The 22470-nt window shown below is 40.4% G+C and carries 17 protein-coding genes; 7 read left to right on the top strand and 10 right to left on the bottom strand.

Features of this window, described 5'->3' with window-relative positions; genetic code table 11:
- Window positions 1-133 precede the first annotated feature (133 nt).
- Entirely contained in the window at window positions 134-1360 is a 1227-nt protein-coding gene (locus tag I6F47_RS14270; protein WP_007583535.1) for a NupC/NupG family nucleoside CNT transporter, read from the bottom strand.
- A gap of 17 nt (window positions 1361-1377) precedes the next feature.
- Window positions 1378-2010, bottom strand: a complete 633-nt coding sequence (gene udk / locus I6F47_RS14265; RefSeq protein WP_007583533.1) for a uridine kinase — start codon at window positions 2008-2010, stop codon at window positions 1378-1380.
- Between the two features lie 192 nt (window positions 2011-2202).
- Between udk and I6F47_RS14260 the strand changes: the two genes are divergently transcribed.
- The 3 genes from I6F47_RS14260 (at window position 2203) to I6F47_RS20685 (ending at window position 4376) form a co-directional block, all read left to right on the top strand.
- Window positions 2203-3435, top strand: a complete 1233-nt coding sequence (locus tag I6F47_RS14260) for a phosphopentomutase (protein ID WP_024591525.1) — start codon at window positions 2203-2205, stop codon at window positions 3433-3435.
- The gene (gene deoD, locus I6F47_RS14255) at window positions 3435-4139 is read left to right on the top strand and encodes a purine-nucleoside phosphorylase (RefSeq protein WP_002959109.1); all 705 of its coding nucleotides are present in this window, start codon (window positions 3435-3437) and stop codon (window positions 4137-4139) included. The genes I6F47_RS14260 and deoD overlap by 1 nt, the downstream gene beginning before the upstream one ends.
- A gap of 105 nt (window positions 4140-4244) precedes the next feature.
- Entirely contained in the window at window positions 4245-4376 is a 132-nt protein-coding gene (locus I6F47_RS20685; protein ID WP_269435555.1) for a hypothetical protein, read from the top strand.
- A gap of 990 nt (window positions 4377-5366) precedes the next feature.
- On the opposite strand, the gene I6F47_RS14245 is transcribed toward I6F47_RS20685, so the two are convergent.
- On the bottom strand, window positions 5367-6257 hold the full coding sequence (locus tag I6F47_RS14245; RefSeq protein ID WP_007583526.1) for a tetratricopeptide repeat protein: 891 nt from the start codon (window positions 6255-6257) through the stop codon (window positions 5367-5369).
- A 905-nt stretch (window positions 6258-7162) separates the two neighbouring features.
- Here I6F47_RS14245 and katG point away from each other — a divergent pair.
- Window positions 7163-9343 (top strand): catalase/peroxidase HPI, encoded by a 2181-nt coding sequence (gene katG / locus I6F47_RS14240; protein ID WP_165735961.1) that lies wholly within the window; start codon window positions 7163-7165, stop codon window positions 9341-9343.
- A gap of 162 nt (window positions 9344-9505) precedes the next feature.
- Here the strand turns inward: katG and I6F47_RS14235 are convergent, their stop codons facing one another.
- Window positions 9506-10078: a hypothetical protein gene (locus tag I6F47_RS14235; protein ID WP_010555231.1), complete on the bottom strand. Its 573-nt coding sequence runs from the start codon at window positions 10076-10078 to the stop codon at window positions 9506-9508.
- Between the two features lie 192 nt (window positions 10079-10270).
- On the opposite strand from I6F47_RS14235, the gene arfB reads away from it, so the two are divergent.
- A complete protein-coding gene (gene arfB, locus I6F47_RS14230) occupies window positions 10271-10684 on the top strand; it encodes an alternative ribosome rescue aminoacyl-tRNA hydrolase ArfB (protein WP_007583522.1) in 414 nt (137 codons plus the stop codon).
- 129 nt (window positions 10685-10813) lie between these two features.
- Here the strand turns inward: arfB and eat are convergent, their stop codons facing one another.
- The 3 genes from eat to I6F47_RS14215 are packed head-to-tail and all read right to left on the bottom strand — an operon-like array spanning window position 10814 to window position 14567.
- Window positions 10814-12217 carry an ethanolamine permease gene (gene eat / locus I6F47_RS14225; RefSeq protein WP_197184072.1) on the bottom strand — a complete coding sequence of 468 codons (1404 nt, stop codon included), beginning with the start codon at window positions 12215-12217 and terminating at the stop codon, window positions 10814-10816.
- A 59-nt stretch (window positions 12218-12276) separates the two neighbouring features.
- A complete protein-coding gene (gene eutC, locus I6F47_RS14220; protein ID WP_165735964.1) occupies window positions 12277-13164 on the bottom strand; it encodes an ethanolamine ammonia-lyase subunit EutC in 888 nt (295 codons plus the stop codon).
- On the bottom strand, window positions 13161-14567 hold the full coding sequence (locus I6F47_RS14215; RefSeq protein WP_197184071.1) for an ethanolamine ammonia-lyase subunit EutB: 1407 nt from the start codon (window positions 14565-14567) through the stop codon (window positions 13161-13163). The genes eutC and I6F47_RS14215 overlap by 4 nt, the downstream gene beginning before the upstream one ends.
- Window positions 14568-14787: 220 nt before the next feature.
- Between I6F47_RS14215 and I6F47_RS14210 the strand changes: the two genes are divergently transcribed.
- A complete protein-coding gene (locus I6F47_RS14210; protein ID WP_197184070.1) occupies window positions 14788-15744 on the top strand; it encodes a helix-turn-helix domain-containing protein in 957 nt (318 codons plus the stop codon).
- A gap of 962 nt (window positions 15745-16706) precedes the next feature.
- Here the strand turns inward: I6F47_RS14210 and arfA are convergent.
- The 3 genes from arfA to I6F47_RS14195 form a co-directional block, all read right to left on the bottom strand.
- Complete coding sequence (gene arfA / locus I6F47_RS14205; protein ID WP_002963106.1) at window positions 16707-16907, bottom strand: ribosome alternative rescue factor ArfA; 201 nt, start codon at window positions 16905-16907, stop codon at window positions 16707-16709.
- A 215-nt stretch (window positions 16908-17122) separates the two neighbouring features.
- Entirely contained in the window at window positions 17123-19663 is a 2541-nt protein-coding gene (locus tag I6F47_RS14200) for a TonB-dependent receptor plug domain-containing protein (RefSeq protein WP_165735967.1), read from the bottom strand.
- Between the two features lie 253 nt (window positions 19664-19916).
- The gene (locus tag I6F47_RS14195) at window positions 19917-20870 is read right to left on the bottom strand and encodes a sensor histidine kinase (protein WP_007583514.1); all 954 of its coding nucleotides are present in this window, start codon (window positions 20868-20870) and stop codon (window positions 19917-19919) included.
- Window positions 20871-21069: 199 nt separating this feature from the next.
- On the opposite strand from I6F47_RS14195, the gene I6F47_RS14190 reads away from it, so the two are divergent.
- On the top strand, window positions 21070-22398 hold the full coding sequence (locus I6F47_RS14190; protein WP_165735969.1) for an HD domain-containing phosphohydrolase: 1329 nt from the start codon (window positions 21070-21072) through the stop codon (window positions 22396-22398).
- Window positions 22399-22470: the final 72 nt, after the last annotated feature.

The raw sequence follows: 22470 nt of genomic DNA, 5'->3' as shown, positions 1-22470 counted from the left end.
TAAAAATTAAGGCCTAAAACGATAAAAGGGCCTTGCGGCCCTTGGTGAAGTATCGTTCAAGTCAGATAGAGCTTTAACCCCTTAAAGCGCTATCCTCTTGTTTTGCAACACCGGTGTTCATCTCAATAAGTTTCTAAGCTAGCGAGAGGAAAAACCCAGCAATTGCTGCGCTCATAAGGTTAGCCATAGATCCTGCTAACACTGCTCTGAGCCCTAAGCGTGCGATATCCTTCCGCCGACTAGGCGCCATACCGCCTAACCCACCTAGTAAAATGGCTATCGATGATAAGTTAGCAAACCCACATAAAGCAAAAGTAACGATTGCTTGTGTGTGCGCGCTTAACGTATCGCGATAATTTATAAAGTCTAAGTAAGCAACAAACTCGTTTACTACTATCTTTTGACCAATAAAGCTGCCGGCTATAATCGCTTCATCCCATGGCACACCTAGTAACCATGCAACTGGAGCAAATACATAACCTAATATTTCTTGAAGCGTTAATGTTGGGTAATCAAACCACCCGCCAATACCGCCTAATAAACCGTTTAATAGTGCAATTAGCGCTACAAAAGCAAGTAACATTGCACCTACATTAAGTGCTAAATGCATACCGTTTGCAGCACCTGATGCAGCTGCATCAATTACATTTACAGGCTTATCTTCGTCATCTAAATCTAAATCAGCTAAGTTATCTCTAGGCGTTTCAGTTTCTGGCACAATCATCTTGGCCATTAAGAAACCACCTGGTGCAGCCATAAAGCTCGCAGCAATAAGATACTTAAGATCTACGCCAATAATTACGTAACCGGCCATTACAGAGCCTGCTACAGTGGCTAAGCCACCTACCATTACTGCAAACAATTCCGATTTTGTCATCGTTGCTATAAATGGCTTAACTATTAACGGTGCTTCAGTTTGGCCTACAAAAATATTTGCAGTTGCTGAAAGCGATTCTGTGCGAGAGGTCTTCAATAATTTTTGTAAACCGCCGCCTAAAATCCTAATTATCCAATCCATAATGCCAAGGTGATATAACACAGCAACAAGCGCTGAGAAAAACACGATAACTGGCAAAACTTGAATTGCAAAAATAAAACCTAATGTGTCTTGTGAGGCAAGTGGACCAAATAAAAACCCAATACCATCATTAGCATAACCAATAACCGACGAGACGGCTGATGACATGCTAGTTAACACATTTTTTCCTGCTTCGAAAAACAGAACAAAACCGCCTATAACAATTTGCATCGCAAATGCTATACCAACGGTTCTTAAATTAATTGCCTTGCGATTAGTTGACGCAGCAAAGGCAATGCTTAGTAGCACACACATGCCTACTAAGCTCATAAATGTTGTCATACAAATGTTTCCCGTTGTTATTCTTGTAGTAAATATTTAATTTTACTTTTTATTATATCAATCGCAACGCGGTTCATGCCGCCTCGAGTCACAACTAAATCAGCGTTATGCTTAGAAGGCTCAATGAATTGATAAAACATCGGTCTAACAGTTGCCTGATATTGCTCAACAACAGATTGTAATGTTCTGCCTCGTTGCTCCATATCACGTTGCATACGACGCATTAAACAAATATCTAAAGGTGTGTCTATAAACACCTTAATATCAAATTCTTTATTAAGCGCTTTATCACTCAATAGTAAAATACCTTCAACAATGAGTATTTTAGCAGCTGGCACTCGGCGTGTGGTTGCGCTACGCGTGTGCTGTGCATAATCATACGTTGGTACTTCTACTGAGTTACCACAACGAAGTTGCGTTAAATGCTCAAGCATTAATGCGTGTTCAAATGCATCTGGATGGTCGTAATTTGTTTGCGTACGATGAGCCATCGGCAAATGCGACTGATCCTTGTAATAAGCATCTTCTTCAATAATGGCGATAGCGCCTGGTTCAAGCTCATTAACCAATTCATTGTAAATTGTTTGGCTAAAAAGAGATTTGCCCGACGCTGATGCGCCTGCAATGGCTATAATAGTAGTTCGTGTCACTAAAGTTCTCATCCACACAGAAAGATATATTGTTGGTAGATCACAATAGCAAAAAAGACACGATTAATCTCTTTTGCTTCGCTCAAGGGTGCAAATTTATAATGTTTAGGTTTTATGAAACAGGACTTTTGTCCTGTACGGAAAATTCGATCAGCGGATAAAGTAACCACCTAGAATCAAAGTGAGGTCAAAATGGCAAGAGCAATTATTTTAATGGCAGATAGCCTAGGAATCGGTGCAGCACCAGATGCAGATAAATTCGGCGATCTTGGGGCTAATACATTCGCTCACTTACTAAAAGCATATTACGACGAAACAGGCAGTGCATTGTCGCTTCCTAACCTATCAAAACTTGGGTTAGTGGATGCATGCGAAGCTGCCGGTGGCGAACCGTGTTTAATTTCAGACCGCCAAGCTCCTCAAGGTGCATGGGGTTACGCTAAAGAAATCTCTAGCGGAAAAGACACGCCATCAGGTCATTGGGAAATGGCAGGCGTACCTGTGTTATTTGATTGGGGATATTTCCCAAAAACACAGCCAAGTTTCCCACAAGAATTTATAGACGAGTTTATTGCTCGTACAGGTATTCCTGGCATTTTAGGCAATTGCCATGCATCAGGAACTACCATTTTAGAACAGCTAGGTGAAGAGCACGTAAAAACAGGTAAACCAATCTGTTACACCTCAGCTGATAGCGTGTTTCAAATAGCCGCGCATGAAGAGTCATTCGGCCTAGAGAAGCTTTATCAAGTTTGCGAAATCGCACGGGCGCTACTTGATGAAATGAATATAGGACGAGTGATTGCGCGGCCATTTTTGGGTTCAAATAGCCAAGACTTTGCTCGAACGGGTAATCGTCGTGACTATTCAGTACTTCCGCCAGCACCAACATTGCTAGATGTACTAGCAAAAGACGGCGGCGAAGTAATTAGTATTGGTAAAATTTCAGATATTTACGCGCATCAGGGCATAACCCAAAAGCATAAAGCACCTGGGCTTATGAACTTGCTAGAAAAAACCAGCGAAGTAATGGAAAGCGCGCCAGATCGTAGCTTAATCTTTACTAACCTAGTTGATTTTGATGAAAAATTTGGTCATCGTCGTAATCCAGTAGGATACGCAAAAGCATTAAAAGAATTTGATGACTATTTACCAACTATACTAAATCAGTTAAAAGCAGATGACGTATTAATGATCACTGCAGATCATGGCTGTGACCCAACCTTTCCAGGTTCTGAGCACACTCGTGAATACGTACCTGTTATTGCATACCAACCAGGTATGAGTAACACACCATTAGGTGAACGCAACAGCTTTGCAGATATAGGTCAAACACTGGCACAGTGGTTTAGCTTATCTGCGCTTGATTACGGCGACAGCTTTTTAAATGAGCTAAAAATGCCAAATAAAAAGGAAAACAATTAATGAGTACTCCGCATATCAGTGCAAACGTTGGTGATTTCGCCGAAACAGTATTAATGCCAGGCGATCCGCTACGTGCGCAATATATTGCTGAAAACTTTTTAGATGATGCAGTACAAGTTACAGGCGTTCGTAACATGTACGGTTTCACTGGTACTTACAAAGGTAAGCCAGTAAGTATCATGGGTTCAGGCATGGGCATCCCATCAATGTCTATTTATGCACGTGAGCTAATTGTAAGCTTTGGCGTTAAAAATATTATACGTATTGGTACGTGTGGCGGTATTGGCACAGATATCAAAATTCGTGACGTAATTTTTGCACAAGGTGCAAGCACAGATTCAAACGTAAACCGTGCACGCGTACGTGGCTACGATTTTGCTGCTATTGCTAACTTTGACCTACTTTTAAACGGCGTAAACGCTGCTAAAGAGCTAGGAATTAAAGCAAAAGTAGGTAACGTATTTACGACAGATACATTCTATCAAGCAGATGATTCGTTCTATAAAGACTTAGACAAGTTAGGCATGCTAGCAGTAGATATGGAAACAGCAGGTTTATACGGCGTTGCAGCTGAATACGGCGCAAACGCAATGGCATTATTTACAGTAAGTGACCACGTAATCACTGGCGAAGCAACACCTGCTGATGAGCGTCAAAGCACGTTTAACGAAATGGTTAAAATTGCATTAGAGTCAATAGCTTAAATAATACATAACAGTTCCTTGGTAACGTATTCACTAAGTTTTGGAGACACGCCCAAAGTGAAGTGAGACTAAACCTCCAAAGCCGCATTTTATGCGGCTTTTTTTATGCCTGAAGAAAATAAGCCACCATACAATATTGCATCGGATTTTGACGTGATTTGCTGTGTTGTAGGCGCAGAGCTTGCTCGCGCGAGAAGCGAAGCTTCTAATTATTTAATTCAGCTATCTAAAAACTGAGTTTTTAAACGCCTGCAAGCAGCGCGTCTACAGGTGGATTTTAGCCACCGCGTTAAGTTTTCCACGTAGGCGCAGAGCTCGCTCGCGCGAGAAGCGCAGCTTCTAATTACTTAATCACCCATCCTAAAAACTACGTTTTTAAACGCCCGCAAGCAGCGCGTCTACAAGTGAATTTTAACCACCGCGTTAAGTTTTCCACGTAGGCGCTAAGCTTGCTCGCGCGAGAAGCACAGCTTCTAATTACTTAAGCTAACTACTCTAAAAGCGCAGCATCTCTAAACCTATTTGTGTATAACAGCCCTAAAAAACAATATGCACGCAGAGAAGAAAAGGAGGAGCAAATGAGAAGAGCAAAACCAATGCTGACTCGGCATTATAAAAGTACAAGCGTTGCTTTAAAAGCTTGTAACCTGCGCGAATAGAAGTGTTTATACCAAGTTTAAAGTATGACTTGTTGCTCATGTTAGAAGCACAGTTTCTGATTGTTTTTATTATTTTAACTTCTAAGCTCTTCTCTAAAAGCGCAGCATCTCTAAACCTATTTGTGTATAACAGCCCTAAAAAACAATATGCACGCAGAGAAGAAAAANGCCCTAAAAAACAATATGCACGCAGAGAAGAAAAAGAGGAGCAAATGAGAAGAGCAAAACCAATGCTGACTCGGCATTATAAAAGTACAAGCGTTACTTTAAAAGCTTGTAACCTGCGCGAATAGAAGTGTTTATACCAAGTTCAGAGTATGACTTGTTGCTCATGTTAGAAGCACAACTTCTGATTATTTTAACTTCAAAGCTCTTCTCTAAAAGCGCAGCGTCTCTAAACCTCTTTGTGAATTAATCACTTTAGGTCTTAACTCTACGGTAGAGCAGAGTTTGTAGAGCGCAGTAAAGCTTCTAATTACACAACAAACTTAATCTTTAAAAACAAAAAAAGGGCCAAGGCCCTTTTTTATGATGTTGCGCCTAATCATACAGGCCAAATACTGAGTGCTTAAACAACTTCACCAGCTACTATCGTATTAAAGCTGTCGTTGTCATGTAAGCTTGCAAATGCGCTCTCATGTAATAGCTCATTACGTAAATTTGGAGAGTATTCAAGTGCCATTTTAATGTCGGCTAATGCATCAGCATGCTTATGTGTTAGCGCATAAGCACATGCTCGTTGCCAATAGGCATAACCATAGACACTATCTATATCAATGGCTTGATTACACAACTCAATGGCTTGCGCTGTTTCATTTATTTCTAATAACGCATCGGCCTTATAAGCAATGGCTTCAACATCCTCTGGTTTACGTTTTAAAATCTCATCAAATATTTCAATTTTATTAGCAAAATCACTTTCTAAATTGGCGCGCATCCATAACGAATGAACCTCGTTGGTAACTGATATGCGCTCTTGGTTACTGAGTATTTCTTCTGAGCGTACGCGTAGTTTTTCTTCAAGAATTTTTAATCGGTCTTCATACTCGTCAGTAATTACACTTACACGTGTATTTACAATATCTTCTACTTTGTTTTTAACATCGCGTAGTGAGTTCCAGCCCACTAAAACCAAAATAGAAGCCGTAGCGGTAATTATAAAAAATACATTATTAATAGTATCGGTAGTGTACGTTAATGCGCGATCTGCAGTATCAAGCTGTGCATGAGTGACTTGCTTAGTTACATCCTCACGGAGTTTTTGTTGATCTTGCCTTACGGCTTTTAGCTCGTCGAGTATGTAGCGCTCCATTAGCGGTTTAAACATAGACTCTTTAAGTTGTTTGAGGGCTTGTTGCTCTTGTTGTGCTGTAGGGGCTGCTGGTTTTTGTTCAGCAGAATTTACTATGCCCGAAAAGAAAGTTAAACAAACAAAAAGTGTAGATAGGTAATAACGCATCGGTACGCCTAATTAAATTAATTACTGTAATAACTTTAACATGCAGGGCTGAATGGCACTAGGGCGCGTTGACTTTTCAGGATTAAAATTGACCTAATTTAGATAGGAGCAATAGTTGTAAGAATTTTTTAACCTAGTGAGCTTAGCAATAATAGGGTAAAGCATGATCATTTTGCTAATACTTAGGTGGTTTTAAGAAAAAATAGGCAAAAAAAACCAGCTCAATATGAGCTGGCAAAAACTGCTTAAAACAACAATATGTCGTAGGGATTCACAGGAGAACAACTTCATACTAACTGAATCTTTATGAACAAATACTTAATTCAATTCAATTAGTTAAAAATATAAGAATACTCAAAGTATTCGGTTTATAAAGTAAAGGTGCATTGGGCTTAAGTAATGCACCTTTATAATTATAACTATATAACTACAATTTCATGGTGAAGGGGGGTATTCCAATGTGCGCTTCAAATAAATTAAAGCCACTTTCAAACCCTTCACATACCATTACGCCGAAATTTTTCAATTCGATCACAGGTCTAGTAAAAAGGTTAAGGTTAATTCACTAATTTGTTTTTTTATCTTACGTAATACCTTACACGAGCGTCGTCAGATTTATTTTTACTATTATTTTGAATGTAATTACAAGCTATTGTTAAATACATCATTAGCAAAAGGCCAATCAAAAATATAAATTGGAGCAATCGTTTTAAATAGTATGTTGAGGCTGGCGAAGCATAATTTATGCGCCTATATTAAGGATACGTAAGTGTTTAGGCAGGCACACTAAATAATAAGTAAGCCGATTAAATAAAAATAACCGTTACTTTTTAAAAAGTTATAAATACATAAACAACAATACTGATTGATTAAGTATTTTACTTTTCTATTATAAGGATTCCAGAATGAGCAACCCTAAAGCAGGCCAATGTCCGGTCATGCACGGCAGTAATACTAAAACGTCTAATCCCAATACTGATTGGTGGCCAAATGCCCTAAACTTAGACATTCTTCATCAGCACGACACCAAATCAAATCCATACAATAGCGACTTTAATTACGCTGAAGCATTTAAATCAATCGATCTTGACGCGCTAAAAACAGACGTAAAAAGCTTAATGACCGATAGCCAAGATTGGTGGCCAGCCGATTGGGGACATTACGGCGGTTTAATGATTCGTTTAGCATGGCACTCAGCGGGTTCATACCGTTTAGCCGATGGTAGAGGGGGCGGTGGTACAGGTAATCAACGTTTTGCGCCACTAAATTCATGGCCAGATAACGGTAACCTCGACAAAGCGCGCCGTTTACTTTGGCCAATAAAGAAAAAATACGGTAACAAGCTTTCATGGGCCGACTTAATTATTTTAGCGGGCAACATGGCATACGAATCAATGGGCTTAAAAACCTTTGGTTTTGCCGGCGGCCGAGAAGATATTTGGCATCCTGAAAAAGACGTTTACTGGGGAGCCGAAAAAGAATGGTTAGCGCCAAGTGACGGCCGTTACGAAAGTGTAGATAAACCAGACACCATGGAAAATCCATTAGCCGCAGTACAAATGGGCTTAATTTATGTCAACCCTGAAGGTGTAAATGGTATTCCTGATCCGCTTAAAACAGCGGCCCAAATTCGCGAAACTTTTGCACGTATGGCAATGGATGACGAAGAAACCGCCGCATTAACGGTAGGCGGACACACAGTAGGTAAAGCGCACGGTAATGGCAAAGCAGAAAACTTAGGACCAGAACCAGAAGCAGCTGACGTACACGAGCAAGGCCTTGGTTGGAATAACACTACAACCCGTGGGATTGGCCGCGATACAGTTACATCAGGTGTAGAGGGCGCATGGACTACGCACCCAACACAATGGGATAACGAATACTGTAAGCTTTTATTAACCTACGAATGGGAACTCACTAAAAGCCCTGCAGGCGCTCATCAGTGGGAGCCTATTAATATTAAAGAAGAAGACAAACCTGTCGATGTAGAAGATTCATCAATTCGTTTAAACCCAATGATGACAGATGCTGATATGGCCATGAAAGTGGACCCAACGTACCGTAAAATTATTGAGCGTTTTTATAACGACTTTGACTACTTTTCAGACGTGTTTGCACGTGCCTGGTTTAAACTAACTCACCGCGATTTAGGCCCTAAATCATGTTACTTAGGTGCTGACGTACCAAGCGAAGACTTAATTTGGCAAGATCCAATTCCAACCGTTGATTACACATTAACAGACGACGAAATTAGCAATTTAAAAACGACATTATTAAATTGTGGTGTTAGTGCCGCTGATTTAATAAATACAGCTTGGGATAGCGCACGTACTTATCGTGGTTCTGATAAACGTGGCGGCGCAAATGGTGCACGCATTCGTTTAGCACCGCAAAAAGATTGGCAAGGTAATGAGCCAGAACGTTTAGCATCAGTACTTAGTGCGCTTGAAAAAGTGCAGGCTGGCTTGAGTAAACCTGTTAGCATCGCCGACTTAATTGTTTTAGGTGGTACAGCAGCCGTAGAACAAGCTGCAAAACAAGCCGGTGTTGATGTAAACGTGCCGTTTGCTCCAGGACGTGGAGATGCAACAGACGAAATGACTGATGCAGAATCGTTTGATGTACTAGAACCCATTCACGATGGTTTTAGAAACTGGCTGAAAAAAGATTACGCAGTGTCAGCGGAAGAGTTATTACTAGAGCGCAGCCAACTAATGGGATTAAGTGCACCAGAAATGTCGGTACTTATTGGTGGGATGCGAGTACTAGGTACTAACTATGCTGGCAGCGAGCATGGTGTATTTACAAATAGCGTAGGCTCATTAACCAACGACTTCTTTGTAAACTTAACTGACATGTCAAACCGTTGGGAGCCAACTCAAAAAGGTTTATACAATATAGTAGACCGTAAAAGTGGCACTACTAAATGGACTGCAACACGCGTTGATTTAGTATTTGGATCAAACTCTATATTGCGCGCACTTGCTGAGTTTTATGCACAAGACGACAACAAAGAGCGCTTTGTACATGACTTTGTAAATGCATGGGTAAAAGTAATGAACGCAGACAGATTCGATCTTAAATAATCTGTACGCTAAATAAAAACGGGGGAGTAATAATTTACTCCCCCGTTTTTGCATATAGTCCCGGTCAGTATTACTTATAAAATATTGTAATTTATCTAAGTCATATAAAAATTAGGCATTAAAAAAGGCGGCAAAAGCCACCTTTTTATAAAACAATAAAACTTATAGAAGTGCAAAAAGCTTTTGTAGTTGTGGCATGTATTCGCTCACAAGTTCAAGGTTGCTTTCGCTTACTAAAGACTCTGTAGACTCCTCAGCTGCGCTTGACGATTTACCAAACGAACCCATTAACGAACTAGCGCCTTTATCTTTAGCACTTTTCATACTTTGAAAACCGCCCATTACTTTATTCGCTGTTTCTTGATTATCAGCAGATAAACCCGATTTAAGGTTTTCGATATAAGCCATTGATACTTCAGAACCTACAGTTACTAGTTGCTCTGGTGTAAAGCCGTAGCGGCCTGTAACACCCGCGAAGCTTTTGTATAGGTCTTGCTCTTTAATCATGCTTAGTGCGCTATTAGCTAAAGAGCTTTGTTCGTCAACACTTTGATCTGCAGAACCACCTAACATACTTGCTAAGTCTAAGTCTTTTAAAGACTCTTGGCTGCTTGCCCAGCTCGTTACAGCTGGCAGTGCTTTCATATAGCTTTGAAGTTGACCTTCGTTAATATCTACTGCAAGGCTTGAGAAACTCATTGCTAATAAGCTAAGTGATACAAGTATTTTTTTCATTGAGCATTTCCTAGTATTAAAGTTGTGCCAATTAGAAACTAATAAGCAACACTTGCCAACACAAAATAATATATTGGCTGATTTTATAGTACAATTTATGAGAATTTATTTAAGTTCTAAGAATTTAGTTCATTCACCACAAGCTAATGTACTGATGATATAATACATTTTTGACAAATAGAGCTGAACACAATGTTAACAATTTCAAATACTGTCACTATCGATGAATGGGAACTAGAGCTAACGGCTATTCGTTCGCAAGGTGCCGGTGGTCAAAATGTTAACAAAGTCGCAAGTGCAATTCATTTACGCTTTGATATTAACCGCTCTAAATTACCTGATTTTTATAAAGAGCGTTTGCTAGCCTTAAATGATACAAGAATTACCAAAGAGGGCGTTTTAATAATTAAAGCGCAAAGCCATCGTACTCAAGAGCTAAACCGAGAAGATGCCCTTAAGCGCTTAAAAGATTTAATACTTAGTGCTACCGTTGTTAATAAAGCGCGTCGTGCCACCAAACCTAGCCGTAATTCACAGCGAAAGCGCATGGACAAAAAAACCAAACACGGGCAAAACAAAGCGCTACGCGGCAACATAAAGTTTTAGTTTTAAACGGTATTAATAAAGTAGATAAAGGACTTGATGCCTACATGCAGGCACCATTTTTACATCGTATTGTACGTATAAAAATATAAGTGAGGGGTAGCCTCACTTATATTTAATAACTATTAATACCTACTTAGCCATTTCTAAATCAGATTCTGCATTTGCCAACATTGCAAACTCTTCATCAGCGCTTTTAGCAACTAAGTGTTTTGAGCTATAGCCAAAGTAATATGCGGCGCCCACAATAAACAGCACCATAGTGTATAAAAATGCACGAGGGTCAAACGCATACACACCCGTTAATGCTATAAGCGAAAGTACTAAAGCAATACTTGACGTAACTACGCCACCTGGAGTTTTGTACGGGCGAGGTAAATCAGGTTGTTTAACGCGAAGTAAAATATGGCTCAGCGCCATTAATGCATACGAGAGCGTTGCACCTACTACTGCCATTGCAAGTATTAAATCACCCTCACCACTGAGTGATACTAAAAAGCCAAATACTGCAGGTACAATCAACGCACGTGCTGGCACTTTGCGATTAGTCGTAATAGACAACGAACGTGGTAAATAACCGGCTCTAGATAGAGCAAACACTAAGCGACTATAACCATAAATAATAGAGAAAAACGAAGCAACTAAACCCGCAAGCCCTAATATATTTACAACGGTTGCTAAGCCCTCACTACCCGATGCATTTAATGCATCAACTAAAGGCACTGCACTTGCCCCCATTGCAGCAGCACCGCCAGCACCAGGCACTAAAACAACAACTAAAAAAGCAGTAAATAACAAAAAGATCATTGCACCAATAATGCCTTTTGGCACATCTTTAGCGGGATCTTTTGCTTCTTCAGCAGCAAGCGGTACACCTTCAACCGCCAAAAATAACCACATGGCAAACGGTAATGCAGCCCAAACCCCGTACCAACCTAAAGGTAAAAACTCACTAGCTCCCACTGCATCGGTTACGGGGACGTCAAATAAGCGCGATGCATCAAAATTTGTGATTAAAACAAAAGCCGTTGCAATAATAGCTAATACCGCTAAACCACTTATTACCATCATTACTTTAAGCGCTTCTCCTACGCCCGCTAAATGAATTCCCACAAATAGTAAGTAAAATAATGCATATACCCATGGGCCATTAAATCCGGTGAGGGCTTCAACTGCCGAGCCTATAAAAATAACAATAGCAGCGGGCGCTAAGGCGTATTCAATTAATACGGCAAGCCCGGTTAAATAGCCTCCCGCTGGCCCGATAGCTTGACGCGCAAAACTATAACCTCCGCCTGCAGCAGGTATTGCAGCTGACATTTCAGCAAGCGATAGTACAAGCGCTAAATACATAACCGCCATTAATACTGCAGCAATGGCAAAACCACCCCAACCGGCTTCGGCGATACCAAAGTTCCAGCCTGCAAAGTCACCCGATATTACATACGACACACCCAAACCTGCGAGCAATAACCACCCCGCAGTACCCCGTTTTAACTGTCTTTTAGCAAGGTACTCTGTATTATTAGTAGACATAACCTTTCTCCGTTGATGTTTAGTTTTTATTTTTTTATTTCATGTGTTTTTAATTAAAATTACTCAGCAATTAAAAAGTTAGTGGTTGAAACCTGATGCTCAATTACATCATCTTGTGTGCGGTCTTTTAAATTAACCCCAGTTAGTTTTAGTTTTTTAGCTTCACGTAATAAGTACAGTGCGCGTCTCGCCGCTTCTGTATAAGATAGGCCTGCAGGGCGAATATTCGATATGCAATTACGACATGCATCGTTAAGTCCTGTTTTGGGCTCCCATGTTAAATACAAGCCAAGGCTATCTGGCGAACTAAGTCCTGGGCGCTCTCCTATTAACACCATAACCACCTGCGCATTTAGCAACTCACCTATATCGTCGCCAATCGCTACTCGCCCTTGCTCAACCAAAGTAATGGGAGCAATTTTAAATTGCTTGTCTGTTGTAAGATGCGTTAATAGCTCTGTTATAAATGGGTATGCATTTTTTTGTACCGCCAACGACGAAAGTCCATCAACCACTACAATTGCTAAATCGTATTTAGCCTGCGCAGTGTGCTTTTGTTTATTCATATAGCTGAGAAGTACTTGCCTACCATTTTCATCAAGTTTGCGGCCTAAATCGGGTCGCTGAAGGTAAGTAACCCTGTCAACGGCTTGGCTGTGTAAATGCAGGGGAGGGGCAACCTCTTTTAGAGCACTAATACTGCCTAGTTGCTCAGTCATTTCGTTAATATCAAGCGGAAAACTCACCGCATCACGCGCTTGTGCATGAGATAGCTGAAAAGCCAGCATTTCTGAGGTTGGCAAACTTATACCAGCGCGACCAAGCCCAATACGGGCGTCGGTAAAACGCCGTAAATCACTCCAAGGATTGTGCACTACATTACCGTTATTTTTATGCTCGTTTACTGAGTTATCTAATGGAGTGGTCGGTTTTGAACGTGATTTCATGAGCCACCTCCAGTAATTGCACCCAGAGGTTTCGCAAAAGCGGGAGGCAAGGTATCTGAAAGTGTGATGTCGGTAGTGCTTTGCATAATTTTCATTTTGCTTAGCCATGCTTCAAACTCAGGGGCGGGTCTAGAGCCAAGAACTCGACGCACATATAATGCATCATGAAACGACGTAGTTTGGTAGTTAAGCATAATATCGTCAGAGCCAGGTATTCCCATTACAAACGAGCAACCTGCAACACCTAATAGCGTTAGCAAATTATCCATATCGTTTTGATCGGCCTCTGCATGATTGGTGTAACACACGTCGCACCCCATCGGTATGCCTAGTAACTTAGCGCAAAAGTGATCCTCAAGTCCTGCTCGGGTAATTTCTTTACCATCAAACAAATATTCAGGGCCAATAAACCCCACCACGGTATTAACCAGTAACGGATCAAACTTACGAGCAACTGCATAAGCGCGAGCTTCACACGTTTGCTGATCAAGCCCATGATGCGCATTTGCTGAAAGCGAACTGCCTTGCCCAGTTTCAAAATACATCACATTATTGCCAACAGTGCCGCGCTTTAAACTCAAAGCGGCATCTTGCGCTTCAGCTAAGGTATTTAAATTAAAACCAAAACTTGAGTTAGTAGCCTCCGTGCCGCCAATCGATTGAAATACCAAATCAACCGGTGCGCCAGCTTCTATACATTCAATAGTGTTAGTAACATGGGTAAGCACACAGCTTTGCGTCGGTATGGCGTATTTTTGAATAACATCATCCATTAATGTCATTAATTTAATGGCTTGGGCAACGTTATCGGTTGCTGGGTTTATACCTATTACGGCATCGCCATTACCGTATAGCAGCCCATCAAGCATGCATGCAGCAATACCGTTAATATCGTCAGTTGGATGATTTGGTTGTAAACGTGTAGATAAATGCCCAGGAAGGCCAATAGTGTTTCTAAAAGCACTCGTAACATGGCACTTTTTAGCAATTAATATGAGATCTTGATTGCGCATTATTTTGCTAACAGCAGCAGCCATTTCGGGCGTAATACCTTGCCTTATACTTGCAAGTATAGCGGGTGTTGCAAAGTCGCTTAAAAGCCAATTACGAAAATCGCCTACGGTTAAATGTGCAATAGCCATAAAGGCATTGGCATCGTGCTCGTCAATAATTAAGCGTGTAATTTCGTCATCTTCGTAGGGAATAAGTACCTCATTTAAAAATGTTTTAAGAGGTACATCGGCCAATGTCATTTGAGCCACAGCACGTTCTTGTGCTGATTGTGCAATGACGCCCGCTAAGCGATCACCCGAACGTTGCGGCGTTGCTTTAGCCATTAACTGGGCTAAGTTCTTGAATTTATAAGTGTGTGTACCTAAAGTGTAACTGTACGCTTGCCCCATGATTTACTCCACATAACTAATATGATAAACCTTGGTATAGGTTTTGCTGCATCTTTAGCTATAAATCAATTTTCAATAGTTACAAGACAGCTTATTTTGTACCAAGTAACTATCGAATTTCGGCAAAAGATTATTTATTAATCCAATTCAATTGGTTACATACGCAAAGCGGTGTTAACTTAACCATAATAAAAGTGTAACGAAAAAGAGCATCCCCTATATGGCGCAGCAAAGTAGCTACAACGCACCACTAAAGAGCAAGGTGCAAACACATGACATAGACGAGCAAGCGCATAGCCTTACTCAATGGCAGCAAAAATACGATCAAATGAGCGACGGCAGCTTTTATGGTTTTATTGAAGAAACAGATTACGTCAATATTCATGTGTTTAAAGAATACACCGAGCGAGCGCTTCGTCAGCAATGTAACATCGCCCCCAATTCTGTTTGGCTTGGCATTCCTTGTCAGTCGCAGCAAAGTAAGATTAATGGTCTAAGTGTGGCAAGTAATCAATTTATGTGCCGTACAAGTGATAATGACTTTGAGCTGATAACCCCTGAGCAATTTAATATTTATGGTTTGGTAATCGATTGGAATTCAATTGAATATATGGCGCAACTACAAGGCGTAACATTGAAAAACCTATCATCTGCCCAATCAGCTCGCTTATCGGTGAGTAACTCATCATTGCAAACGGCAAGGCAAATAATTAATAGCATGGTTGTAGGCAAGGGCTTTGGACTTAAAACCGAATCGCAACAAGATATGCTAAACATGTTGGCACTACACTTATTACAAGCAGATAATCCACAACAAAATATTGCGCCAAGTTATAAACATAGAAAAGCCGTAGTAGATAAAGTAAAAGATTACGTGGCCACAAATCCACAAAACCCAATAACCATAACCGAGCTGTGCGAGCTTGCTTTTGTAAGTAGGCGCACACTTCAGTATAGTTTTGAGAGTATTTTAGGAATTAACCCTTTGCGGTTTTTACGTTTAACACGCTTAAATAATGTAAGGCGGGAACTAAAAAAATTAAACCAAGATAAGCCAATTTCAGTAATAGCAGCCAATTGGGGATTTTGGCATGCGGGACAATTTGCTAAAGATTACACGCAACTATTTGGTGAAAACCCATCACAAACAGTTAAAAGTAATAGTTTTAAAGGTTAGAAACTACACTTCTAACGTGAGCACGTTTCTTCTACAGACCATACCCTAACTTGAGTTAAACACCTGTGGACGCGCAGCTTGCTGGCGTTTAAAACCACCGCTTTTACATTTAGTCGGATGCATTAGTAAACAAGTAATTAAATCACCACCGAGAAGTGAAGGAGAAAACAAGGAGCAGTGACTAACCATTACTCGTGTTTTCTCTGTGTAGCGTACAGCGCCTCGGTGAGTTCGGTGGTGAAATATCATATAACTTAAACAAATGGACTTTGTCTTCTCATTTACTCCTCTTTTTCTTCTCTTTGTGCATTCATATTTTTAAGGGCTGTTATTCACAAAGAGGTTTAGAGGCGCTTCGCTTTTAGAGGACAGCTTGGAGTTAAAATAATAAAGAACTAAAAGTGAAAGCGAGGTATAAAACCTCACCTACATCGTGCAAATACCAAACCCGTAGGTGCGAATTTATTTCGCGCTTATGTAACGTGGCTTGTATGCTTTAAAAGTGAAAGCGAGGTATAAAACCTCACCTACATCTTGCAAACACCAAACCCGTAGGTGCGAATTTATTTCGCGCTCATGTAACGTGGCTTAAATGCTCTAAAAGTGAAAGCGAAGTATAAAACCTCACCTACATCAACACCGAACCCGTAGGTGCGAATTTATTTCGCGCTCATGTAACATGGCTTTAATGCTCTAAAAGTGAAAGTGAGGTATAAAACCTCACCTACATCGTGCAAACACCAAACCCGTAGGTGCGAATTTATTTCGCGCTCATGTAACATGGCTTTAATGCTCTAAAAGTGAAAGCGAGGTGTAAAACCTCACCTACACCGTGCAAATACCAAACCCGTAGGTGCGAATTTATTTCGCGCTTATGTAACGTGGCTTGTATGCTTTAAAAGTAAAAGCGAGGTATAAAACCTCGCTTACTATATTCAAAAGCCCTATTTGATCGGTGCTATTTAAGCCGCGATTAAATAGGACTCTTGTCCTGAATGCTTGTTGTTGCGTTTAAACGAACCTTTGCCTTTTTTAGCTTTAACCACTTGTGGTTTAAATAATTTAGAGGTGACCATCGCCGCTAGTGCATTGTGGTTTATAACGCCTCGCCCTGTATCTACCGCGCTGGTGTTTGCGGTTTTTGCTTTAGATTTTTTAGTCATATATTTCCTATCAACTAATGGTTATTTTAAGTTAAATAATAAAGAGGCTTTTATATTAGCCTATTTAAGAGATGGCGATTGTAGGCTTAATTTTCAACCGCGCAAGTATTTTTAATGCCCAACAGGTACTTTTTTATAATAAAAAAGCATAAAAAAAGCGCAGTTAATAACTGCGCTTAATATTACTTAGTTTGCTTTACTTTTTTATAAGATAATTAAAAACTAAAGCTTACTTTTGCATAGTACGTTCTGCCGTCAAAGCCGTATGGCAATGCGCGTACAGGGTATTTAAATGCACCGTTGGTGATAAAGTTAAGTACTTCGTCGTCGCCTAGCTCGTCTGGCGTTTCGTCAAATACGTTATCGGCACCCACTGAAAGCGCAAACATGTCGTTAATTTGGTAGCTAACATTTAAATCAACTAACACAGCAGACTCAACCGTACTTGTTGGTTTAAACGATCCTGTTGGCGAAAGCTCACCTGGTAATGAAATATGGTCATTACCAAAGTATTTTACATCTGTTTCGCCAAAGTAGTTAAAGCGAATGGTTGATGTGTAGGCATCGCGTTCGTAGTCAAACGTAAGCGTTGCACGTTCACTAGGTTGTCCGTCGGTAAAAAAGCTACGTTGTAAATCATCAAAAGCAACCGCTTCAGGAATACCGTCTTCAGCATTTACGCCGTCAATTTTAGTATCGTTTAGGTTACCTGCAAAGGTTACTCCTAAATTGCCACCTTCAACTTCTGTACGGTACGATGCAATAATATCAACGCCTTGCGTAGTAGAATCAACCGAGTTTGAGAAGTAATTAGCTTGTACTGCTCCCGTTGCTTGTAGCGCTGCTACAGCGTCTGAGCTAAACGATACGTCGTCAGCCGTAAGTAAGCTGCCAAGCGTAATACGGTCTTCAATTTCTACGCGGTAAAAATCAACCGTTAGCGAAAGCTCGCTTGTTACATCGTAAACAAAACCAGCACTGTAGTTTGTTGATGTTTCAAGCTTTAAGCTGTCTACACCTAACGCACTTGGGAAGGCTGTACCGGTGTTTGCAGTGAACGACTGCGTTAATGTACCGTCTGAGCCTAAGTTAGTTGTAAAGGCTGTATAACCACTTTGTTGAAGTGATGGTGCTCTAAAACCAGTAGATACCGCACCACGTACAGCAAAGTCATCTGAAAATTCATAACGTGTTGCTAATTTACCAATTAAATCGTCGCCAGCATCTGAGAAATCTTCATAACGTAGCGCACCACTGACGTTCCATGCGTCGGTGATCATTGTTTCTACGTCTACATAAACTGCGTAGCTGTTACGGTCGCTGTCGTTAGCCGCTTCAGGGCGTAGGCCGTTATAAGCCTGAAAACCACACTGTGCAAATTGGTCTGGATCGTTTACTGATGGGTACGAGGTATCCATATTTGCTAGTCCACAGGCGTATGATGCTTCATCGCCAGGTACTATTTCGTAGTTTTCTTTACGGTATTCAGCGCCTACTGTTACATATAAAGGTTCACCACGGCCAATATCTACAATACCGTTTACATCAAGGTTAACCGTTGTTTGATCAAATCTAAAACCACCTGAGTAACCGCCACTAGGGCCTGAATTTGCTGCAATATCGGCATCGCTTGCACTTGGGTTGTTAAATAAATACTCAGCCGCGTAAGAAGCGTTTAATGTATTGCGTGATGTAAAGTCGTATTGATTTTCACCATAAACGGCCGATACATCGTAATTCCAATCTGTGTTTATATCGCCTTTAAAACCAAGCGCGACTGAAATATCTTGTGCTTCGTTATATATGCGCGGTAAAAAACCATCGCTATATACTTGGGTTACGTTTTTAGACGCTTCGTTAAAGTTACGGTAAAAACCATTACCCAGCGCCGTGCGCTCTGAGTAGCCACCAAACGAGTAAAGCTCGCCGTCGCCCATTGGTAAAGCCATGTTGTAAAATAACGATGTAAATTCACTTTCTGAGTTACCTTGGCCCCAGCGTACATCTTCACTTAACGTACCTGGTTCAACATTAAGCGAACCACCCGTATCACGCTCGGCGCGGTTAGTGCCATCGGCATCACGGTACTCAAGCGATAGGTTAATAAAGCCGCCTTCGTTACCTAATTCAAAACCACGGTTTAAACCTGCTGAAATAGTGTCGCCGTCACCTTCACTTGTGCCGCCGTATTGTACAAAACCCGTTGTAATACCGGTTGAGTTATTAAGAGATAAGTTAATTACGCCTGCAATAGCATCAGAGCCATATTGCGCCGCTGCGCCATCGCGTAATACTTCAACGCCTTTAAGGGCCGTTAGCGGAATGGCATTCATATCGGTACCCGCAGCGCCTGCGCCTACTGTACCGTTAAGGCCAAAAATTGATTGGTTATGACGACGTTTACCATTTACTAATACAAGGGTTTGATCTGGCTGTAAGCCGCGAAGTGTTGCGGGTCTAAATAGGTCAGAACCGTCAGATACTTGTGTACGCGAAAAGTTAAATGAAGGCGCTGTCGCTTGCAGGCTTTGGCCTAATTCGGTAAAACCACCTTTAGTTAAATCATCAGCGTCAATTAAATCAATAGGAGAAGAAGACTCAGTAGAGGTACGGTTAGATACACGCGATCCTAATACAGAAATTTGCTCAATGTTTTTAGCAGCTTGCACGGGTGCTTCTTCTGCGTTAACAATGCTTGGTGCGCTAAACGCGAAAGCAACGGCTACAGCAAGTGTGTTTAAACGGTATGTTGGCATAGTGACGACCCTGTTTTTTTGTGTTCTTATAATATGTGTGTGGTTATGATGCTCATAACCTGTTGCAAACATCCTAGCAACATATGCAAACAAAAAGAAATGAAAAAAACTAAATATTTGGTCTAAGTATGCAAATAAATTTCAAGATAAGAAAAAACCACCTTTAATCGATTAAAATACATGCTGCAAGGGCATTAAACTTCAAAAACGTATTTATTAACTTTTTATTTACATTGTGGTTTTGCTCGTTTGTTTACGCTTTTAAAGGTAATAGGCAGCGGATGGTCGTACCTGTCCCTAATGTGCTGTTAACTTCTATTTTTCCGCCATGATCGCTCACCATAGCGTATACAAGTGTCATACCCATACCGGTACCTTCACCAACTTCTTTTGTTGTATAAAAAGGGTCAAACATATGCGCTATTGTGTCTTCACTCATTCCACAGCCATTATCTTTTACCTCAATACAGATATTTGTGTTTAGTTCAAAAATATTGACCTCAATAATGCAGCCTTTTTCTAAATCAAGCTCGCATGCTTGCCAAGCATTCATTAAGAGATTTACAAAAATTTGATTAATTGATGATAAATTGCACCAAATAAGTGGTAGTGGTTCAAACCGCGTTTTTATCTCGCATAGTTTGAGTTTGTTACTTAATAACCTTAAAGCATTATTAGCACCCGTTGTTACATCGGTTAGTTGCTTATCTTGCGAGGAGGAGGGGTGGGCAAAGTTTAATAAGTCATGCACAATTTGTTTTATTCGTTTGAGTCCTTCAACGCTGTCGTTAACTTGTCCCTGCAAATTGTTATAAAGCCACGCATACGGATACTGTAAGTTGAGTATGTCGATTTCGTGTTTAAAACGGCTCTCTTTAATTTCGTTGTTTAAGTATTGCTCGTTAAGCTTTAGCAACGTGATGAGCAAAGGGGTAGAATTTTGTAAGCTTTCTATATTACTCATTGCATAGGCAAGCGGGGTATTTATTTCATGGGCTACGCCTGCACAAAGCGTTCCTAAGGTCGCCATTTTTTCAGTTTGCACAAACAGCATTTGTTGATGTTCTAAATCGGCTACTTTTTTTTGTAATTCATTATTTATGGCAACTAAAACGGTGCTTTTATCTTTAAGTAATTGCTCTGCGGCCAAGCGCAGCTTTTGTTCGTTTAAAAAGGCACGTTCAAAATTACCATCTGATCCATTCATTCCTTTCATCCATATAGATAACTTTATACTTAATGTTTAGTTGGTTACACGCAAATTTGCAACTTTAGTGTTAGCAATTATCTACTTATGGGTAATAACTACATTACTTAGATTCAGCTATAAATAAAGGCAGGACAAACTCACCATAGAATATTTTTTTAAGCTATTATTTAGCCAGAAGTAATTTAAGGGCGGCGCAATGACTCAAGCAACACCAAACACACCAATGAATCAGGTTGATGTACTTTGTATTGATGATGACGAAATAGTACTACGTACGTTAACACGACTACTTGAAGTAAATGGCTTAACGGTTATTGTTTGCGATAATCCGCAAAACGCACTAACACTTTTTAAAAATCATGAATTTGGTTTAATTATTAGCGACATGCGGATGCCAGTAATGAACGGTGCCGAGTTTTTAGAAAAAGCGCGTGCGCTGGCACCCGACACTCAACGCATTTTATTAACCGGTTACGCCGATATACAAACAACCCTAGCAGCTGTTAATCAAGGGCAAATAAATGGTTATATTCAAAAACCATGGCAAAACGACTTATTACTTCGAAGCATTAAAGATAGCCTAGAAAAATTTGCGCTAAAAAAGCAAAACAAAAAATTAGAAACACAAGTTAAGGCACAAAACCAAGAACTACTTGAGCTAAACAACACGTTAGAGCAACGAGTAGAAAAACGTACCTTACAAATCAAACAAGTTTTAAAAAAGCTTGAAGACGCCAACGAACGCGAAAAACAAGAGCACAAATCGACCGTTGAGCTGCTATATAATTTTGTTAACGCGAATCCTTACCTTGATGGCAACAAAGCACAAAATATTGCAAATACCTGCACACAAATAGCGCTTTACCTAAACCTGTCGCAAAAAAGCATTGATCTTGCCCCAATGGCTGGTTATTTAGCACAAATAGGTTTGCTTGCTATGGACCCTGAACTTTATAAAAAACCGTTAAATCGGTTAAATGAGCAACAGCGTAAGACCTTTTATACTCACCCAAGTACTGCACAATTAATGCTAATGCCAGCAATACATTTACACGATTTGTCGGATGCTATTTATTATCAGTTTGAACGTTTTAACGGAAATGGAATGCCCAAAGGCCTTGCTGGAAACGATATACCGATAGGGGCTATGGTATTAGGGTTAGCGCGCGACTATTGGGATGCGTTTGAGCAGAGCAATGCAAGCGATGAAAAGCAGCGCCATGAGGATGCACTCGAAAGTGTAAAACTTTATAGTGGTTCGTTTTACCACCCTAAAATAGTTCGTGCGCTTGAAGCAAGCCATGCAAAACTACACGAACAAAAAAGTTCAGCAGGATCAGTATTAATTTGTAATGCTCATGAACTCAAAGATCAAATGATACTCGGCCATGCTCTGCACAGCCATTCGGGTATAATGCTGCTGCCTAAAGGTCATGTGTTTAGCCGCAAATCAATAGAAAAACTGCAGCAACTAGAATCTAAAAAACCAGCCCCATTTAGAATTATGGTTAAAACTGCTAAATGATTGATCTAAACGGCAGTTTTTTTCGTTACAATGTGCATAAAATACATTATTGAATTTGCTTGAAGGAGCACT

This window comes from Pseudoalteromonas sp. NZS37, from assembly GCF_015864265.1.
Lineage (GTDB): Bacteria > Pseudomonadota > Gammaproteobacteria > Enterobacterales > Alteromonadaceae > Pseudoalteromonas > Pseudoalteromonas arctica.
Note: the sequence above shows the minus strand (reverse complement) of the source record. Positions and strands in the feature narration are given on the sequence as shown.

What these genes read in the sequence shown, in the direction of transcription:
- I6F47_RS14195 (WP_007583514.1), bottom strand. Translation starts at nt 20,870, where the DNA reads ATGAATGGATCAGATGGTAATTTTGAACGTGCCTTTTTAAACGAACAA.
- arfB (WP_007583522.1), top strand. Translation starts at nt 10,271, where the DNA reads ATGTTAACAATTTCAAATACTGTCACTATCGATGAATGGGAACTAGAG.
- I6F47_RS14235 (WP_010555231.1), bottom strand. Translation starts at nt 10,078, where the DNA reads ATGAAAAAAATACTTGTATCACTTAGCTTATTAGCAATGAGTTTCTCA.
- I6F47_RS14245 (WP_007583526.1), bottom strand. Translation starts at nt 6,257, where the DNA reads ATGCGTTATTACCTATCTACACTTTTTGTTTGTTTAACTTTCTTTTCG.
- I6F47_RS14200 (WP_165735967.1), bottom strand. Translation starts at nt 19,663, where the DNA reads ATGCCAACATACCGTTTAAACACACTTGCTGTAGCCGTTGCTTTCGCG.
- deoD (WP_002959109.1), top strand. Translation starts at nt 3,435, where the DNA reads ATGAGTACTCCGCATATCAGTGCAAACGTTGGTGATTTCGCCGAAACA.
- I6F47_RS14210 (WP_197184070.1), top strand. Translation starts at nt 14,788, where the DNA reads ATGGCGCAGCAAAGTAGCTACAACGCACCACTAAAGAGCAAGGTGCAA.
- eat (WP_197184072.1), bottom strand. Translation starts at nt 12,217, where the DNA reads ATGTCTACTAATAATACAGAGTACCTTGCTAAAAGACAGTTAAAACGG.
- I6F47_RS20685 (WP_269435555.1), top strand. Translation starts at nt 4,245, where the DNA reads ATGCCTGAAGAAAATAAGCCACCATACAATATTGCATCGGATTTTGAC.
- I6F47_RS14260 (WP_024591525.1), top strand. Translation starts at nt 2,203, where the DNA reads ATGGCAAGAGCAATTATTTTAATGGCAGATAGCCTAGGAATCGGTGCA.
- I6F47_RS14215 (WP_197184071.1), bottom strand. Translation starts at nt 14,567, where the DNA reads ATGGGGCAAGCGTACAGTTACACTTTAGGTACACACACTTATAAATTC.
- I6F47_RS14270 (WP_007583535.1), bottom strand. Translation starts at nt 1,360, where the DNA reads ATGACAACATTTATGAGCTTAGTAGGCATGTGTGTGCTACTAAGCATT.
- arfA (WP_002963106.1), bottom strand. Translation starts at nt 16,907, where the DNA reads ATGACTAAAAAATCTAAAGCAAAAACCGCAAACACCAGCGCGGTAGAT.
- eutC (WP_165735964.1), bottom strand. Translation starts at nt 13,164, where the DNA reads ATGAAATCACGTTCAAAACCGACCACTCCATTAGATAACTCAGTAAAC.
- katG (WP_165735961.1), top strand. Translation starts at nt 7,163, where the DNA reads ATGAGCAACCCTAAAGCAGGCCAATGTCCGGTCATGCACGGCAGTAAT.
- I6F47_RS14190 (WP_165735969.1), top strand. Translation starts at nt 21,070, where the DNA reads ATGACTCAAGCAACACCAAACACACCAATGAATCAGGTTGATGTACTT.